General features: G+C 45.4%; 15 protein-coding genes. 7 read left to right on the forward strand and 8 right to left on the reverse strand.

Annotated elements, in window-relative coordinates; translation table 11 throughout:
* Positions 1–69 precede the first annotated feature (69 nt).
* Positions 70–993, reverse strand: coding sequence for a DJ-1/PfpI family protein (locus tag HUU58_05235; protein ID NUN45067.1), 924 nt, complete (start codon positions 991–993; stop codon positions 70–72).
* Positions 994–1266: 273 nt separating this feature from the next.
* Between HUU58_05235 and HUU58_05240 the strand changes: the two genes are divergently transcribed.
* The 4 genes from HUU58_05240 to HUU58_05255 all read left to right on the forward strand — a co-directional run bounded on the left by HUU58_05240 (position 1267) and on the right by HUU58_05255 (position 5939).
* A complete protein-coding gene (locus tag HUU58_05240) occupies positions 1267–1854 on the forward strand; it encodes a DJ-1/PfpI family protein (GenBank protein NUN45068.1) in 588 nt (195 codons plus the stop codon).
* Positions 1855–1867: 13 nt separating this feature from the next.
* Positions 1868–4489, forward strand: a complete 2622-nt coding sequence (locus tag HUU58_05245) for a HEAT repeat domain-containing protein (GenBank protein ID NUN45069.1) — start codon at positions 1868–1870, stop codon at positions 4487–4489.
* Positions 4490–4527: 38 nt separating this feature from the next.
* Entirely contained in the window at positions 4528–5667 is a 1140-nt protein-coding gene (locus HUU58_05250) for a DUF4932 domain-containing protein (protein ID NUN45070.1), read from the forward strand.
* Between the two features lie 77 nt (positions 5668–5744).
* Positions 5745–5939 (forward strand): hypothetical protein, encoded by a 195-nt coding sequence (locus HUU58_05255; protein NUN45071.1) that lies wholly within the window; start codon positions 5745–5747, stop codon positions 5937–5939.
* Positions 5940–5941: 2 nt separating this feature from the next.
* Here the strand turns inward: HUU58_05255 and HUU58_05260 are convergent, their stop codons facing one another.
* The 6 genes from HUU58_05260 to HUU58_05285 form a co-directional block, all read right to left on the reverse strand.
* Positions 5942–6562: a hypothetical protein gene (locus tag HUU58_05260; protein NUN45072.1), complete on the reverse strand. Its 621-nt coding sequence runs from the start codon at positions 6560–6562 to the stop codon at positions 5942–5944.
* Between the two features lie 4 nt (positions 6563–6566).
* The gene (locus HUU58_05265; protein ID NUN45073.1) at positions 6567–7154 is read right to left on the reverse strand and encodes a YeeE/YedE family protein; all 588 of its coding nucleotides are present in this window, start codon (positions 7152–7154) and stop codon (positions 6567–6569) included.
* Positions 7151–7663, reverse strand: coding sequence for a YeeE/YedE family protein (locus HUU58_05270; protein NUN45074.1), 513 nt, complete (start codon positions 7661–7663; stop codon positions 7151–7153). The genes HUU58_05265 and HUU58_05270 overlap by 4 nt, the downstream gene beginning before the upstream one ends.
* 3 nt (positions 7664–7666) lie before the next feature.
* Positions 7667–8545 (reverse strand): sulfurtransferase, encoded by an 879-nt coding sequence (locus tag HUU58_05275; protein ID NUN45075.1) that lies wholly within the window; start codon positions 8543–8545, stop codon positions 7667–7669.
* A 288-nt stretch (positions 8546–8833) separates the two neighbouring features.
* Positions 8834–10120, reverse strand: coding sequence for a radical SAM protein (locus HUU58_05280; GenBank protein ID NUN45076.1), 1287 nt, complete (start codon positions 10118–10120; stop codon positions 8834–8836).
* A 21-nt stretch (positions 10121–10141) separates the two neighbouring features.
* Positions 10142–10639: a response regulator gene (locus tag HUU58_05285; protein NUN45077.1), complete on the reverse strand. Its 498-nt coding sequence runs from the start codon at positions 10637–10639 to the stop codon at positions 10142–10144.
* A 219-nt stretch (positions 10640–10858) separates the two neighbouring features.
* Here HUU58_05285 and HUU58_05290 point away from each other — a divergent pair, with 219 nt between their 5' ends.
* The 3 genes from HUU58_05290 to HUU58_05300 all read left to right on the forward strand — a co-directional run bounded on the left by HUU58_05290 (position 10859) and on the right by HUU58_05300 (position 15958).
* The gene (locus HUU58_05290) at positions 10859–12916 is read left to right on the forward strand and encodes an OPT/YSL family transporter (GenBank protein NUN45078.1); all 2058 of its coding nucleotides are present in this window, start codon (positions 10859–10861) and stop codon (positions 12914–12916) included.
* 223 nt (positions 12917–13139) lie between these two features.
* On the forward strand, positions 13140–13889 hold the full coding sequence (locus HUU58_05295) for a phenylalanine 4-monooxygenase (GenBank protein ID NUN45079.1): 750 nt from the start codon (positions 13140–13142) through the stop codon (positions 13887–13889).
* A gap of 71 nt (positions 13890–13960) precedes the next feature.
* The gene (locus tag HUU58_05300) at positions 13961–15958 is read left to right on the forward strand and encodes a hypothetical protein (protein ID NUN45080.1); all 1998 of its coding nucleotides are present in this window, start codon (positions 13961–13963) and stop codon (positions 15956–15958) included.
* A 3-nt stretch (positions 15959–15961) separates the two neighbouring features.
* Here the strand turns inward: HUU58_05300 and HUU58_05305 are convergent, their stop codons facing one another.
* Positions 15962–18271: a SpoIIE family protein phosphatase gene (locus HUU58_05305; protein NUN45081.1), complete on the reverse strand. Its 2310-nt coding sequence runs from the start codon at positions 18269–18271 to the stop codon at positions 15962–15964.
* Between the last annotated feature and the right edge of the window lie 28 nt (positions 18272–18299).

Below are 18299 nucleotides of genomic sequence, written 5' to 3' on the forward strand. Positions count from 1 at the left end.
TCATTGTTTATTTTCACTGGACGCAGTTTTTTGTTTTATATCAAACGTTTTTCATTCGTACTTATCCGATCAGATCGAATGCATGATTCGGCTCAACTGACGATCGCTATTCAATCCCACCGCACGGGCAATCTGAACCCGCGACAAATCCGGGTTTTTAAGTAACAATTTTATTTTTTCTTTACGCACGAGTGTCGTGTACTCATTGACGGTGATCCCGGCTTCTTTTTTAAAAATGCGTGTAAAATTACGTTCACTCATGCACGCGATTTCGGCCAAATGACCGACGGAAGATTTTTTATGAATATTTTCCGAAAGATAATCCTGCACTTTATGGATACCGGAGTGAATGTGATTTCGGTAATCAAGGTACGAACTTTTTTGGGGCTGAGAACCCGTGCGCCGCGTATAGATCACCATTTCACGGGCGACTTTGTGCGCAAAATGCGATCCCTGTATGCGTTCTAAAATATATAACGCCATATCAATACCGGAGGCAATCCCCGCACTGGTTATGATATTACCGTCTTCTACAAAAAGCACGTTTTCCTGTACATCCAGTTTTGGAAAATAACGTTTCAATTCAGCCGTCCGCTTGAAATGCGTCGTACATTTTTTGTAATCCAATAAACCTGCATACGCCAGCGCAAATGCGCCGGAGCACACGCTGCACAGCGTGATATTTTCACGATGGCAACGCCGCAACCAATCCAGTAACTCGGTTTGTGAAGTAAACTTGTAATCGTGAATGGATCGGACATTCGGACCGGGTATAAAAATATAATCCTCCGGTTTGATCGCCACCTCGCTAAAATGTTTGATATGACCAAACGTGAGCCCGCCCGAACTTCGCAATTCTTTGGTATATGTACAGTATTCGATTTCAAACGGTGCACCGTAACCGATAGCTTCCAAAAACACCTGCTCAGGCCCACCCAAATCCAACAGATGAACTTCCGGCAATATTAGAAAAACAATTTTTTGAGATGCCATAACACGTCCTTTGATCTTTGTTTAAAGATAACACCGGTTATGCTAACCCGTGCGCCATTAATCAGACATTTTCGGCCAATCAGTATTAATCTACCCAGCAATATAAACTCAATAAAATCAAATTAGATAGACGTAAAAAATAAAATATAAGCCAGCTTAATTTATTTCAAAAAATTATTGGCCAGAAATGTCTTTTTATTGGCGATGCTAATTTTTTCATAAGCCGTATTTTGTAAAAAAGTATACACGTCACCGATTTTCGCACGAGGTATTATGAAAAAAAACGTAGGCATTTTGATTTTTGATGATGCGGAAGTATTGGACTTCGCCGGACCGTTCGAAGTTTTTGCCGTTGCATCCGAAGTGCATGATTTTTCCTTGTATGATGTATTTACGGTCGCCCGGCATATGAAACCGGTACGCGCCGTCAACGGTTTACTCGTCACACCCAATTATGATTTTTCAAATCACCCTCCGATTGATATTCTGATCGTCTCCGGCGGGCAAGGCACGAGAGCGTTACTCCACGATCAAGAGCACCACGATTGGTTACAACGTGTCCATCGTACAACCGAATACACTCTGAGTATTTGTTCCGCCGCACGAATTTTTGGCGCGCTCGGTTTGCTTGATCGTAAACCCTATTGCACGCACCATCAGGTGTACGATCACTTAAAAGAAATCGTGCCCACCGGACAACCGCAAAACGATCGGCGCTTTGTCCAAACCGATGAACGGCTTTACACGTCGGGCGGCATTTCCGCAGGCATAGATCTTTCATTTCATATTCTTGAGCAGCGCCACGGCAAAGAAACCGCCGTTCGAACAGCTGAATATATGGAATACCGTTATACACCATAAACCGGAGTTTGGTATGATCAGACCATTAATTAAAAAAATATGGATTGGCTTTGTATGCCTGATGTGGCCTGCGACGATGAAACCACTGCACACGCAGGATAGTGCAACGATCATCACGCCGGAACGTTGGGCGCGCATTCACAAAATAGATGTGCAACATGTCGATTTGAATCTGCGTCTGGACTGGAAAACAAAATCGGTGGAAGGGTATGCGACTATCATTTTGCAAATGCGTACCGCCACGGATCGTATCGAACTCGACGGCGCTTTTCTGACGATACATCGTGTCGAAGCCGGCGACGGGACGCCTCTGCGTTATACGTACGACGGCAGTGATCGTGATGGCGCTCTGCAAATACAGCTTGATCGGACTCATGGGGCAGGTGAAATCCTGACCTTGAATGTTTTTTACAAAACCGGATGGGTCAACTATAGTGATCCGAACAATCTCTGGGGAAGCAACGGTAAAGGTATTCGTTTTTTTGAACTCACATTTTCAGAACCCCGCCGCCGCAAACAAGCCTGGAGCATTTCCGAATACACTTCCAACCGTTATTGGTTTCCCGGCCATGATACGCCTTCGGATTTACGTACCACCACATTTTCGATGCGCGTGGACACACCGCTTACAGTCATCTCCAACGGCACTCTGCTGCGTACGGAAGATCATTCCGACGGCACCAGAACATTTCATTGGCGAATGGATACACCGTATGCCAATCATCGTACATCCTTTGTCGTTGGTCGTTATTCAATATTTCGCCAGATGACCGACGGTGTCGTGATCGACAACTATAGTTATCCCGACGAGTACGACGCTACCGTAGCCACGGTCGAACGTTTACCCGATATGATGCGTTTTTATTCCGAACTTACCGGACAATCGTACCCCTTTTCGCAATACGCTCAGGTTTTTGTTCAGGATTTACCGTGGGGCATGGAAAATGCAACCGCCTCCACACTAACTGAAAATATGGTGGATGATCATCCGACGCATACGGAATTTCTTTTTTTATGGGACATGCTGGAAGGTGAAGCGCTGGCGATGCAATGGTTTGGAAGTTACGTTCCTGCTGCATCATGGGAAGACATTTGGCTTAATCGGGCCTTTGCGCGGTATTTGTCTTGTATGTACGACGAATATAAAAATGGTCGCGACGAATTTCTCTTGTGGCAATTGGCGTTTCAACATAACACGTACCTCTCCGATTGGGCATCCGGTACACGGCTTCCTGTAGTTGCCCGACGCACCGCAGCTGAAGCTTCTCTGGTGAACGGTAATCACACTTATCTTCACGGCGCCAGTGTTTTGCATATGCTTCGCAAGCATGTCGGCGAAACCGCGTGGAAAAAAATCCTGCAACACTATGTACTGACTTACGGCGGCCGTCCCGTTCAAACGGAGGATTTGCGCCGCTCTGTCGAAGCCGTCACCGGTGAACCGATGGATTGGTTTTTTGATCAATGGCTGTATCGAACCGGTCACCCGGTGTTTACTGTAACCAAAGAATACCATCCCGGAGAAAAAACCCTGACGCTTACAGTTCGTCAAACCCAATCACCGGACACAACCGCGTCGGTGTTTTCACAGAACCGCTGGTTTCAGGGAAAGATGGAAATAGCCGTAGATGACCGTATCGAAACAATATGGATCAAACCGCAATCGGAAAATGTATTTCGTTTGGCATGCGAACGTGCGCCGCGCCGTGTTATTTTTGATTACGAAGGGACGTGGATCAAAGAGGTGGCATTTGAAAAAACATTTTCAGAGTGGATTGATCAGTTTACCGGCGACGGTGATATTTTAGCCCGACGGGATGCGATGACCCGACTTTCCGCGATGGCCTCCGACTCCGGCACATCGCTTCGCGATAAACAAAAAATTTATGCTGCTTTTCGCACTGTGATCGGCGGTACGGCATATTGGCGACTCCGTTACATGGCTACACTTCAACTTCAATCACTGATAGCGCCACCTTCAAACCCTAAACCGGTACTTGATAATGAAACGCGTCGCTTACTTCTTACCGTCATTCGCAGGGACAGCATGTGGTGCAAAACCGCAGCCATAAGCTTATTAGGCTCTACCCGGGATCCGTCGAATGCTTCGCTCTTTATTGATTTGCTCCGCGATCCTAAAGATCGCGTCGTAAACGCAGCCGCCATCGCCTTGGGTAAAACCAAACACCCTAAAGCGTTTGACGCTTTGAGTGAATTGACCCGTCGCCCTTCATGGAAAAACCAAAGCCTGATCAGCGCGCTCAATGGTTTGAGAGAATTGGGGGATGCGCGCGGAGCCGATATCGCGGTCGCTGCGCTGAGCGATCGCTATGCGCCGCGCTGGACACTGGTCACTCCGGTGTGGGACTTTCGTATCGCAGCCGCACAAACATTGGTCACTCTTGGCCATTCAAACAAAGCGTATTCCATCATCGCAGATCGCTTCCAAAAAGCCATGGAGGAAAACGATATCAACGATATTCTTAATAACGCTTTACTCATCGCAACACTGGCGGACCCCAGAGGCAAAGAAGTTTTTGATGCTTTGAAAGCAAAATTTAAAAATGATGCCAATACCATAACGGCCGTTACGCAATACGAAAATCAATTTTTGGAAGCGCTTAAGAAAAAATGATTATTGGGATAATATCCTCACACATGCAGGAGATGGTGATGAATCGGTTTTTTGGTATTGTTTATATGGTAACTTTATTCGGATTGGGTGAAAAGGTGCTTTCTCAAACACCCGCCAATGAATTGATGTTGCGCGTAGATCCGCGAGTTGAATTACTTTGTATTGCTTTTCGCTTGGCGGATTATCCGGAAGTAATAGACACGTTAAACTCGGCCTACACGCAGCGGATAGATGCGCATTTTCAAAAGTACAAGAACCATCCTTTGATCGAAGATATCCGGCTTCTCCTAGACAGCGTAAAAAAACACGACATCGAATTTGGTTATTGGGATATCCCCGCCATTGCGATTCATATACGTGCATCCGCGGACTGGACACCGGTGGCGACAGCAGATCAGCTTGTTGACGATATTTGGGATAATCGCACTTGGCTCACACCCCGGCGGATGGAATTGATCAGAGCATTTTATTATGACAGCGATGCACGCCGGTTTTTTGACGATGAACGGGATTATTACGCACGTGCCGAAGCGAGCATCAACCATCGCATAATGCATTTACAAAAAACGTGGTTACAGAAATATTTCGGCATGGCCGAATCGGAGGCGTATTTCGCAATTCTTGGTTTGCAATTGCGTCAGGGTGCCTATTTGCGTGTAAATGCTCCTCATGAAATGCGGCAAACCTTTACGCTGTTTCCGTGCACGGCATTCGATCGTTGGGGTCTGCCTGCGTCTCTGGATTCGCTGCAGATTATACGCTCCATTTTACACGAATACATCCACGCGTTTGTAAATCAAGCCGTGGACGCGTACGAAAGCCAATGGCAAAAACCGGCAGAGCTGATTTTGGCCGATCCGCATCTGTGGTCATTGATGAAAGATGCTTTTTATAATAACCCGCGGTATCTCGTTTACGAATCATTGGTTCGCGCCACATCGATCATCTATCTGACCCGGCACCATCCCGAACTCATTTCTCTTGAAAAGGAAATCACAGCGCAGGAAAAATGGGGATTTTATTGGATGAGGGAAACGATCCGTCTTCTGGAGAATTGCGAAAAAGAACGAAATCGTTATTCGGATTTTTATTCGATCATGCCGGAGGTGTGTCGTTTATTGGAGTTGGTCTCAGGTCGCATGCGAGACGGAAAATACGTCTCCCCTAATCGGCAATAAACCGTCACCGGATGTACGACAGGTTTCGGTATTGAAACCCGGCATGATGTTTCACGTATACACCAGATAAAAAACCTATGGCTACATTTTTTATCTGGTGTATTTTGTTGATTCTGTGCTGGCCGCTTGCCCTGGTCGCCTTGATCATGTACCCGTTTGTTTGGTTGATATTGCTGCCGTTTCGAATTGCCGGATTGGCGGTGGAGGGTGTACTCAAGTTTATCTGGGCCTTATTTACGCTGCCGTTTCGGGTACTCAGCGGCGGAAAATAGTTTTAACAACCGTCTCTGATTTTTTCTTCTTCTTTTTCAAATCGCGGAGCATCTATTTTTTTTCGGGGCGGTTCTTGCTTCTTCACCGTCACTTCGGGCTTAGGTTCCCGGATCACCGTAGGCTGACCGCCAAAATAGAGGCTTATCTTACTTCTTTCTTCGAAACGTTTTTTCTCTGCATCTTTTGCATCAGGCAATAACTTTGGAAACAATATTTCCGAACGCCAGGCTGATAATCCTCCGTGCATCGTATACACATTCTTAAAATTTTTAGCTTTGAGTAGCACCCATGCTTGCCCGGCATGAATGCCGCCTTCGGAATATAGAATTATCAATTCATTTTTTTTCAAGGTAGAATGCAGCAGATCAGGAAGCGACTTTAACTCAGCGCCGGGAATGTGATATCGGGAGTATGATGACGAATCACCAAGATGAATGATACGCATGGGTTTTTCATTCATAAGCCAAACAGCTAATGAATCGGACAAAACATGATCGTTTTCTGTCTCGACAAGATCCGCTATTTCATTGATCTTGTCATGATAGGGATCTGAATTGCCTGAAAGCAGCGCTAAAAGACCGAACACAAAACAGACTGCAAATAAAAAACGATTAACCGTCACGCGCTCAACCCTTTGCATGTAATTTTTCAATACGTTCAGCGGCTACAAAACCTAATAACGCCATCATAACTACGATAAAAACAGCCGTGCCGTACGGGATTTGAAAAAACTGAAACAAGGTGATATCTCCCAGCGATGTTGAAAAATACCAACTCTCGATATAGGGATAGGCCTCCGCAAAAATAAAAATTCCTGTCATCATGCCGATAAAATGAATCCATCCATCCATTCGACCGGTAACAGAAGCCACACAACACGTACCCGGACAATATCCGCCCATAATAAATCCGACACCAAAAACGACGCCTCCGGCGAGCTGCGGATATATATACGTGGGAAGCACACGAATAGCCGAAAGATCCAGCAAATCCAGTTTATTCAACCAAAACAAGCCCAACATAGCTGTTACAAGCGCAGAAAACATAACTTTGAATACAGACAGATCATTTAGATAAAATTGCTGCGCTAGTTTGACGGCGCTCCCAAAACCGGCTTGCTCAAGAAAAAAACCAAATCCAATACCGATGAAAACCGCTATTATCAGCGATTGTTCAAAACCGATCATATCAAATTTCAAAAAAGGGGCGTTCATTTCCATTGCCTTCTAAAAAATTTGGCGACCAGATACGCCGTTATAAACACGGAAGCGATAAATATCCAACTGCCTACACTCATCAATGCACCTCCCGTCAAAGCCTGACCGCTCGTGCATCCGCGAGCAAGCTTGGAACCCAAACCCATCAGAATTCCGCCGGCAAAAGCAAAAATAAAACGCGTGCGGGTGGATACGCTTTCGGATTTTTCGATTTTAAATTTTAATCTTCCCGAAAACCAACCGGATAACAAACCGCCGATCAGAACACCGGCCATCTCAAATACTAACCAGTCTTTGAGAGGGTTTCCGTTATTGTAATATTCACTGTAAAAAGCGTTCGACTGGATATGCGACGGTGCGACCGTATTTACGGTCGAAGTTAAAACAGAACTCAATGCGCCGGAAGCACCCAGACCTCGTCCCACAATGAAAAAAGACAAGAGTAAAACCAGCCCAAGTCCAACACCCGCCACATAGGGATTCATATAAGGTTTCATCGGTTTCATGGTCTATTTTTTTACCTGATACGATTCATCACGTACATTCCAGTCTTCAAAACATCCGTCGTATAATAAAGCTTCATACCCTAACATACGTGCAACTGTATATACCAAAGTAGCTTGTTGCCCGACATGACAGTAGGTGACAACCGTATCGCCTTTTTTGACGCCTGCATCATCAATGATTTTTTGCAAACTGGCGACGGGTAAAATTTTATTGGTACTATCCGTCAATGTGGAAAAGGGAATATTTCTGGCGCCTTCAATGTGACCGGTTCGCAATATCCCGCCGCCATTGCCGGCGTAAAAATTTTTAGAACGCGCATCTATAATTTTAACTTTTTCAGACGACAAACGCGACTTGACCCATTCTGCATTAGTGATGATTTCCGGATGGAGTTTAAGCGCCAGTGCTGTTTTTTGTACGATCGGTATATTCTTGGTAATCGGACGCCCTTCCGCTTTCCATACATCAAGACCACCATCCAGAACTGCTGTCTGATCATCAAATCCAAAATAAGAAAGCGCGACGAGCATCCGCGTCGTGGTGGTAACACTACCTCTGGTAAACACGACGACAATTTTTGATTTTTGAGAGATACCCAGATTTTCCAATACATTTTTAGCCGTTACGCTATCCGGCATTTCCGTGGATAAATCCGGCGTATCCATAGCGAGCCAGTTAAACCATAAAAATCTTGACCCTGGAATATGTCCTACAGCGTACTCTTTTCGTGTAAAAGCGGTTTGAAGTATCACTAGATCAGAATCATTGATATGATCGGCCAACCACTGGGTTGAAACAAAATAAGGCAATGTACGCTCTGAACCTTCCGCGGACGGGACCGACAGATAAAAAAGAATCAAACAGCAAAGAAGCTTCTTCATAAACAAATTACCTTTTATAAATTTAAGAGGGAAACGAACGGTATAGACTTGCGTAAGTCTTTACGGTTTTAATTGGTTTATGTTTCATGTTTTTACAATGCGTGACACCCGACAAATCTATGCGCTCTCTACTCAGAACAACGCCAAACCATCGCGCATTTAAATATGTAAACTGAAAATCGCTACGCTTATAACTATGCTATTATTTATATATCGTAAAAACATTCGGCAGACGGTTGTCCGCGATCATGAAGGTGTGAACTAAACTTGTATCTTCGTGCATCCTGCTTAAGCCGAGCGATCTACGGCGTCTCGAATCACTTCGGCCGGTTTATTCATATACCCAAAAAGCAGATGTGGAAATTTTTCGCGAACACGCCGCATCAAAGAAGGAACACCGGCCGCTTTGGAGCGATATTCGCCAACGACATCGTTCAGATACCAGTCGGGATCAATATTGAAATTGCGCCACTGAATCAGATGAAGTTTTGTATCGGCTATAAGAGCCATTAGCGCACGTATTTCCGCTTGGGAATCCGTTATACCCGGAAAAACAAAATAATTGATTGAGGCAAATTTTTTATGATCGCGCGCGACCTTCAGCGATCGTACTACATCGTCAAACGTATAGTTGTTGGGTTTGTAATAGCGATGATAAAGATCCGGCTGAGCCGAGTTCATACTCACACGGACACTGTCGAGGCCCGCATCAAATAATCGCACTAACGTATCCGGTTTGCTGCCGTTGGTATTGATATGAATAACACCACGCTTGGTGTGTCGACGTATCGCCCGTATGGAATCTTCGATCAATTTACCGCGTAACAGCGGCTCGCCTTCGCATCCTTGACCAAAACTCAAAATGGCATGTTCGGCCTTTTCCAAATGCGGTACGGCATATTCGACGATTTCTTCGACCGTAGGAACAAACTCTAAGCGATTTTGCGGTGATGGAACGGATTCTTTCGGTTGAAATGAAATGCAACCGACACAATTGGCATTGCACGCCGAGGCTACGGCGACCGGCGCCTCCCAACGTCCGAGAAAAAGATTTTTAGCGTTAGGACAACCGTATTCGATAGCGCAGGCATGACCATGATGCGCCAATAAACGATTATTAGGATGACGAACGATCCACGCATCGACAGCGTGCTTCACTTTTTTATCATCAAAAGACGTCGGCAACTGTTTGATATCTTCATCGACATGCACGGCAGGTACGTAGTAACGACCACGATAATAACCCACTGCGGTAAAAGAAAAAAGCGGAAGCCGGGGCGCTCCTGTGATGGTTTCGTAGGCGGCCATGAGATAATGCGTATATGACGGCGGGATGTATGCAGCGACGGCATACGCATCATCAAATACTATGAGTTCGCCGGTTTTTCTATCGTACCCCATAGCTTTACGTTGAGGTAAGAAATATAATTGCGAACCTTCCGGCAGAGGGATCAATGTATCGGCTGTAACAGGAACCGTATTGTTTCCACTGCGCCCAGCCATGGCAATCTGCGGAATGTCGCTAAATCGCCCTTGCGCATCGCTGATCAGCAGATGAGGTATGGTTTTAAACATGATAGAATGGAATTCGGGGAATTATTTTCCGCGCAGGCGGTTAATTTCGGTTGTCTTTTCGCGAAGGTCTTCGGTAAGGCGGAGGTTTTCAGTGGCAAGGCGCTGATTTTCAGAGGCTAATTCTATCTGACGGCGATTTTCGTCATACCGTTTGACAGCTAACTCTATCGTATTGAGTAATTCGTTGAGATCCCAAGGCTTATTGAGATATCTGAAAATCTCACCGTAGTTTACGGAATTAATCAAAGCCGTCATATCGGAATACCCGGACATGATAATACGAACCACTTCGGGACGGCGCTCACGGACATGACGCAAGAATTCTGAACCGGTCATTTCCGGCATACGTTGATCTGAAATAACGACGGATACCCGTTCGTCCAAAAGCTCCAGACCGGCTTTGGCACGCGATGCCGTTAAGACGTCATAATCGTCTTCAAGTGATTTTTGCAAAACCTTTAAAATTTCGACTTCATCATCTACGATGAGCAAAACCGGTTTTGTTAGCGGCTGGGACATGCCGTTTCCTGTCATAATGAGAAATAGGTAGTATAAAAACCGTTTTAAAGATACAATCAAAGCGTCGCAAAATCAAAATATTTTCTCTAAAAACGGTTTGACTTTATTGGGATGCCGACCTATATTTTTTCCGGATTTTTCAGCCTGTCGCTGGCACTTCCATATACCATTCAAAATACTTTCTATACATCTTCGTTATACTAACGGAAAAGGTAATCTATGGCACATGACGCTCAAGCGGGCTCTTCGACGACGGGTTCGCACCAATTCACGCCTTACATCGCACCGGAACACAATGTACCGGAGTTTACGGCTAAAGCGCTGATCCTCGGTGCGCTTTTCGGTATCATCTTTGGCGCGGCAACGGTCTATCTTGCGCTCAAAGCAGGACTCACCGTATCCGCTTCCATTCCTATCGCTGTTCTGGCGATCTCATTGGGACGCAAACTTTTTAAAACCACGATTCTTGAAAACAACATCATTCAGACCGGTGGATCGGCAGGCGAATCCATCGCTGCCGGTGTGGTTTTTACGTTGCCCGGATTTCTCTTTCTCAGCGCTGAAAGCATGGGACCGAGTTATTTCAACTATTGGACAATTTTTGTATTAGCCATGTTCGGCGGTATTTTAGGAACGTTGATGATGGTGCCGCTGCGCCGACCGTTGATCGTACAGGAACACGGCGTACTTCCTTATCCGGAAGGAACCGCTTGCGCATCCGTTTTGGTTGCCGGCGAAAAAGGCGGTGACTTTTCCAAAACGGCGTATCAAGGTCTTGGCTTTGCATTCATTTATGCATTCTTCCAGAAAGTATTTCACTTCATCGCCGAAACACCGGCTTGGGTCACACAACAAACCAATAAATTTTTTCCTTCCGCCACGGTAAATGGTGAAATCACGCCGGAATACATGGGTGTAGGCTATATCATCGGACCGCGCATTGCCGGGGTGCTTGTAGCCGGCGGTGTGCTCGCATGGCTCGGTTTGATACCGCTGTTAGCATCACTGGTTCCTGCCGCAACGATAGCCGAACAACTTGTCAAACTCGGTTATTTGCCGGATATCCTCACCGCAGGCGGACCGGGCGGCTGGGATCCTGCTACGCAAACTTTTGGCAGTACCGCTACAGCCGTCTATCGTGCGTATGTGCGCCAGATCGGCGCCGGCGCTGTCGCCGCAGGCGGATTTATTACATTGATCAAAACGCTTCCCACGATCGTAAGCTCTTTTAAAGGCAGTGTCGCCTCGCTGAAAAACAAACAATCCGAAGAATCCGTGCGTCGTACGGAACGTGATCTGTCGTTTGGAACAGTAATCGCCGGTTCGCTCGGATTAATAGTTCTTATCGCCATCCTCCCCATTATCCCGGGCGATTCGATCATCAGCAAAATTGTGTTAGGTTTATTGATTATTGTATTTGGTTTTTTCTTCGTAACGGTATCAAGCCGTATCGTCGGCATCATCGGTTCGTCATCCAATCCGATTTCCGGTATGACCATCGCCACCCTCATGGGCACAGCTTTAGTTTTTATCGGTGTAGGTTGGACGGGCAGTTTATATGAACCGATGGCACTTGTCGTCGGAGGTATGATCTGTATCGCAGCCGCTAACGCCGGTGCGACATCCCAGGATCTTAAAACCGGTTACATCGTTGGCGCGACACCGAAGTATCAGCAGATTGCACTTTTTGTCGGCGCGATTGCCAGCTCCGCGATGATCGGATGGACGGTGCAAATCCTTGATACTCCGACTTCCGAAATGGCCGCACAAGGCATCCAGCATGCGATCGGCACAGAAAAATACCCGGCACCCCAGGGAACATTGATGGCTACCTTGATCAAAGGTTTGTTATCATTTAACCTTGATTGGCAGTTTGTTCTTGTCGGCGCATTTGTAGCGGTGACGATGGAACTCTGCGGCGTCAAGTCGTTATCGTTTGCCGTTGGTGCATACTTACCTCTTTCGACGACGCTTCCTATTTTTGCCGGTGGCGCCATCAAAGGTATTGCCGATTGGAATCGTTCACGTAAGGGCGAGTCGGAAGAAGATGCGGAACTTGGCAAAGGCAGTCTCTTTGCGACAGGTCTTGTTGCCGGCGGTGCGCTCTTTGGCGTCATCGTTGCCATCGCAACTGTGTTTGCCGAAGACTTCATGAAATCCATCAATATGGAACATGCTTTCTCCGGTATTTTGGGCCAGGCCGGTTATGAAATTTTCGGTGTTATCTGTTTTGCTATCATGGGCATTACACTGTACCGGGTTGCAATGAAAAAGTAAGTGCCGTGAACTGTTTTTGACTTTATAGAAAACATTACTTATTATTTGAGACATGAAAACAGCACCTATACATATTGAAACATCGTTTTATTATTACTTTTATCGCAACGGATCCCCGCCTTTGGAGATGCGATTAAGGTAGTTTTTATTTTTAAAATCACCGACCCGTTTCCCCAAAGGAAACGGGTTTTTTATTTTCACCCTTTAATGAAAGGAAAACGCCATGACTTTGGAAAATGAAAACCACACAACGGAAGAACTCGAAGTTTGGAGACTTTTGTTCGAACGCCAATCGTCACTGCTGCACCATACGGCATGCCAAACGTTTTTGGAAGGACTCACCGCATTGGATTTTCAACCGGACGCCATTCCTCATTTGAAATCCATCAATGCAAAACTTCGGGATATGACCGGTTGGTCGCTCACGGTAGTACCCGGCATCGTTGAGGATGCGATTTTTTTTGAAATGCTGTCGCGTAAAACATTTCCCGTTACAGGATGGTTGCGATCCAAAAAACAACTTCAGTATATCGAGGAGCCGGATATGTTTCATGATGTATTCGGACACGTCCCCATGCTAACCGATAAACAATTTTGCGGTTTCTTGGAAGGATTGAGCCGCATTGCCTTAGCCTATCCCAACAACACCTTTGTTATTGAACGCCTCGTACGTATGTATTGGTTTACGGTCGAATTCGGTTTGGTACGTGAATCCGATAACGTCAAGATTTGCGGCGCAGGAATCCTTTCATCCATCGGCGAAACGCTGTATTGTCTCAGTGGCAAACCGCCCGTTGTGGAGTTCGATTTACATACCGTATTTGAAATGCCTTTCCGAAAGGATCGTTTTCAAGATCGGTATGTGTTGATCAATGATTTTGAGCAGCTATTTCGATCCGTGAATCAAATGGAAGAAACTTTGTTGCGTTTGCAAAGACAAATTCAACTTCAGGTTTTATCATGGAGTTGTTGAGCGATAAAACTGAAAACAATTGAAAAACACGTTTTTATGGCTAAATTTAGCACATTCAAAAAAGGTTACGGATGAATTCAGCCAATAAATCAAACGAAATCGAACGCATTGCGGACATGCTTCGACTGGAGATGAACAATCGTCCCAGCGAAGATTTTATTAAATCGTTTATTCGCCAAATAGACAGCCTTGCGCCCAATGTATTACGGTATTTTCGCTCTACGCTCAGTCAGACTTTGATCGAACGCGAAAATCAAGGCAAAGGTCATCTTAAAATCGAAGCGCTTCTTGAGTTATTGGATTTATGCGATTTACAGGTGTGGCTTACTTCGGCAGGACTGCATGAAAAAGCCGCCCGTAATGTCGTCAAAGGATTAAAAAACCGATCCACGGAAGAACTCAATAGAATCATTCACGGCAAACTCTACATCGAACACGATCGCACGGAATTACTGGAGTTCTTGGTTGATGCCGGTGTTGAAGGTGATGATGCCGAACATTTTGTGAAGCTTGTTCGTGAGATGGATGTGTCCGTAACGGAAATTATTGACCGCATCTTCAAACTTAATTTTCTTGCCGAAAATGCCTTTCGGCAAGAATCTTTGCGTGGTATGATGTCACTGAAAGAAATTGTGACATTATACTTATACTCGGTTTTACAAGTTACGATCAGTGACTATGTGCACGACGAAGAAACGATAAGCGAAATAGCCGCGCGCCTTGCTTTATGTAACAATATGCGCCGTGAATTCGCTTTAGTTCAGCAATTAGAACGCTACTTTTTCAGCACTACATCCGTAGAAGACACCCAAAACAAAACACGGGATTTTTGGATCAAACTGCTGAACGATTACGAAGTGAAGCTGGCGCTGGAGCAATATATCGGTGATGATAAATTGAAACGCTCCGATATGGAGATCGCCGACCTCTATGTAGAGGCCGGGCACATTTTTGACGATGTCAGCGAGATCAAAGATCAGACTTTAGCCGTTATTTCGATCACCTACCGGCTTGATAATCCCGAAGAAACAGGTCATACTGTCGAAGAACTTCTTGCCATCATAGATCAGATCAAACTGCTCACCACCGAGATGGGCCCGCTGAGCATTATGACAAGAGATATTTTTTCGTTTTTTGAAATCCTCGGTGAATCCGATCACAAGAATCGTTTTTTCCACAAAACAATTATTTCATTCCGTTCGTTACTACGCAAATTAGTGGATCTCAACGAAAAAACAGGCGAGCGGGTGACATTGGATCAATTAATTCTCACCTATTTACACGCGCGCCTCAAAGCTTTTCTCGAAGATTACGAGGGCCCGCGGGAAAAACATCTTGAGTCTATCAAAACTCGCATTTCCCATTGCCATGATATGCACCGTCAGTTTGCCATCACGGACCTGGTAGAAGAACATATCTTCGAAAATCCGGGATTGCTGTTGACGCTTTCCGAACCGGATAAATACTGGCCGGAACTCATCAATACATTTGAGCTCAATATCATGCTGGAGATTTATATCGAGCGCGAGTATTTGGTCTCCGGGCATCACGATATGACCAAGCGCCAGATGATGGAAACTTTGCAACAGCTCATCAACGGTATTCAGGAAATTTCCATCAAAAGCCTCAGCGTGGTATTTCTCACAGCGCATCTGGCCGCTATGCAAGATCACGCCAAAAGTAAAACCGTTTCTCTTGACGAAATCATCCAGACCATCGCTCAACTTCGCAAAGATGCGGAGATGGCTGCCAAACAGATCACCGTGGAGTCGCGTGTCAAACACGATATTCTTACGACATTGACTGAACGGCTATTCCGTTTGGAAACGATACAAAGCGCCATCACGCTTAGTAACACTACAGATATCATAGATCGCTTAGATGAAGTGATTGTCGGTTTACGTACACGCAGAGATAATCTGATCGGCGGGAAAATGGATGCCAAAGTTTTGCAGGATGACCTGAATACTTATCTTCATGACTCAAAAGTTGTCGGATTGATTGACGAAGTAGAAAGACTGTATAAAAACGAACTTGCCCAACAGGCCAAACTTGTTGCATCCAAATAGTCGTTATTTCATTGATCGTAAAACTATCGTTGTCTTATTAGCCGTTTGTTCTACGATTACTTCATCAACGAGTTTTTGTATGGCACCAATACGCCGCGCACGGACCGCTTTGCCTTCGGCTTGATCTGATCCTTCCGAAATCCTCGCCATATTCCAAAGTGCATTGTTATCCTGATCCGTGATTCGCACTTCGACGCCGTCATCCCACGCTTCGGTTTCGACATGAATCGACTTCTTCAGTTCAGACGGCTTGGTACTCCGGGCAGCATAGGTTATCGTTTCGCGGCAAGCGGATAGCATGGACTTGATTTTTTCCGATTCAAAACCACGATTCGCCATCATCGTTTGGATCTTATTTTCCGTGTCAAATTCTACATCCGACCCTGGTGTAAATATGAAATGCTCTTTAACGCTTTCACGGCGAGCTATTTTTAATATGACGGCGTCACTATGTTTCGAATCCATCGCTGTGTTATGAATTTTCTCCGGCCCATCGGTCATCGTGTCGGGCGAAATTCCATTGCTGTGTAAAAACATAGTTTCACCCGTAGCCAATACAAATGTCGTGGTTTCAAAAGAACCAAGCCATTGAGGCATACCCAGAGCTCTACCGCGTATAGCGATAGATTGCGTTTGATCCTTTTTTTGCAAAACAGGGTATTCCGACCCCGCATTGATCAACCGTACTCGATGGTCGTGGGTATTGATGATTCCGACACCAAGCGCTATCGTTCGCGTATCGGTATCCCGATGTTTCATAAAATCCGTTTCAAGTTCGTTCATCCATCGCAAAGGGTCTTGCAGAAGCAAATCACTGCGTTTCCAATACGCACTCAGCAATCCCTTCATCAGTGCAGCATAAAACGAACCGATGGCGCCTTTACCGGCAGGATCAGCGATAGCAAAAGCAACAAACCCCGGTTGCGGTTCGGTTATATCGTAAAATTTTCCGTTGTACTCTTGAGCTATCACTAAACGACCATTGATCGTCAGACCGCGCGTTATTAACGGCGATGACCGAAGAGTACCGCCTTGGATTTTTTTTACAACATTGGATTGAGTCTTCAATTCCGATTGTACATCAGACCATGCACGTTGAACGGATTCGGTTTGTATCGTACTTTCCTTTAGGGATTTTACCATGTTTGCTATAGCGCGATGAAGAGCGCCGATCTCATCTTGTGGATCAGAGGAAGATTCGCGAAGTGTATGCGTTTGATCACCGGACGCAACGATCTGAACATCGTCTGCCAACCGACTCAAGGGTAAAAGAATAGTACGACTGAGATACCAACTCAACAAAACTCCGGTCAAAAATCCAAATACGGCCGAAAAAATCAGTACACGTATCAATGCCGATTCGGCGTATGCCATATTAGGAAAGGCCGTATTCCATACCTGCAAAAAAACCACCGACCAGTTATCACTGCGTAGCGGGTATCGCGCAAAAAAAATCTGTTCTACGGAATTACGCCCATATCCTTCGTTTTTTATTCCGCGTATTATGTTTTCATTCCATTGTTTTTCGTTGGTCGCGATGATCTCATTATCATGCAGCAAAAAAACAGATACGCCCGGCATGGATTGTTTTATTTCAAGCAGCCAAGCATTCGTTCTGATATAGAGTAAAATATAACGCTTTTGCCCTTCTGCGGTTTCGAGAGGTATAAAATATTTGAGGGTGTGCCACACAGGGGCTTTATTACCATCGCTTATAGGCTGGAATGACGGTTCGACGAATGCCGGATTGGGCAAATTACGAACGGGATAGTTTTCTTTGTATCCGGTTGATATCGGTTCAGACAAAAGACTTACACCCTGATCGTCCAGGAGATAAACTGAAAAATAATCTTCGGAATGATGTCTAAGGAATTCGGCTAATATACCCGGTTGCCTCCAAAACGGTTCCGCAGTAAGTCGTTTCCTCAAAAACTCGCCTTGTTCGGTATGTTTCATAAAACGATTGTTTAAGTTGGCCCGATAGGACGCCAGACGATCAAGGTTGGCCGACAAATCCGCTTCCTGTATCACGTGATCGATATGGCCGCGAAAAAGATAACCTACGATTACAAAACAAAATGTCATAGCGATAATGATTACGGAACTCATGCGCCGTGCGATACGTGCTGTTTTAGTAAAATATAACAGCGCCAGCACACAAAAGGTCGTACCGGTTATACCTGCCAAAACTAAATACAATACACGATCTTCTTCCGCCCAACGAAAAAGAAAATACACGACACCGGCGAAAAGCAGTAACTGAGAGATTGCAACACGGAAACGGTTTGTCCACCTTGCAGGAAAGGTCATCATTGCGGAATATTCCTCTTTATAAAAGCAA

The sequence above is a fragment of the bacterium genome, assembly GCA_013360215.1.
Classification (GTDB): Bacteria; CLD3; CLD3; order SB21; family SB21; genus JABWCP01.

What these genes read in the sequence shown, in the direction of transcription:
- HUU58_05235 (NUN45067.1), bottom strand. Translation starts at nt 993, where the DNA reads ATGGCATCTCAAAAAATTGTTTTTCTAATATTGCCGGAAGTTCATCTG.
- HUU58_05240 (NUN45068.1), top strand. Translation starts at nt 1,267, where the DNA reads ATGAAAAAAAACGTAGGCATTTTGATTTTTGATGATGCGGAAGTATTG.
- HUU58_05245 (NUN45069.1), top strand. Translation starts at nt 1,868, where the DNA reads ATGATCAGACCATTAATTAAAAAAATATGGATTGGCTTTGTATGCCTG.
- HUU58_05250 (NUN45070.1), top strand. Translation starts at nt 4,528, where the DNA reads ATGAATCGGTTTTTTGGTATTGTTTATATGGTAACTTTATTCGGATTG.
- HUU58_05255 (NUN45071.1), top strand. Translation starts at nt 5,745, where the DNA reads ATGGCTACATTTTTTATCTGGTGTATTTTGTTGATTCTGTGCTGGCCG.
- HUU58_05265 (NUN45073.1), bottom strand. Translation starts at nt 7,154, where the DNA reads ATGAACGCCCCTTTTTTGAAATTTGATATGATCGGTTTTGAACAATCG.
- HUU58_05270 (NUN45074.1), bottom strand. Translation starts at nt 7,663, where the DNA reads ATGAAACCGATGAAACCTTATATGAATCCCTATGTGGCGGGTGTTGGA.
- HUU58_05275 (NUN45075.1), bottom strand. Translation starts at nt 8,545, where the DNA reads ATGAAGAAGCTTCTTTGCTGTTTGATTCTTTTTTATCTGTCGGTCCCG.
- HUU58_05280 (NUN45076.1), bottom strand. Translation starts at nt 10,120, where the DNA reads ATGTTTAAAACCATACCTCATCTGCTGATCAGCGATGCGCAAGGGCGA.
- HUU58_05285 (NUN45077.1), bottom strand. Translation starts at nt 10,639, where the DNA reads ATGTCCCAGCCGCTAACAAAACCGGTTTTGCTCATCGTAGATGATGAA.
- HUU58_05290 (NUN45078.1), top strand. Translation starts at nt 10,859, where the DNA reads ATGGCACATGACGCTCAAGCGGGCTCTTCGACGACGGGTTCGCACCAA.
- HUU58_05295 (NUN45079.1), top strand. Translation starts at nt 13,140, where the DNA reads ATGACTTTGGAAAATGAAAACCACACAACGGAAGAACTCGAAGTTTGG.
- HUU58_05300 (NUN45080.1), top strand. Translation starts at nt 13,961, where the DNA reads ATGAATTCAGCCAATAAATCAAACGAAATCGAACGCATTGCGGACATG.
- HUU58_05305 (NUN45081.1), bottom strand. Translation starts at nt 18,271, where the DNA reads ATGATGACCTTTCCTGCAAGGTGGACAAACCGTTTCCGTGTTGCAATC.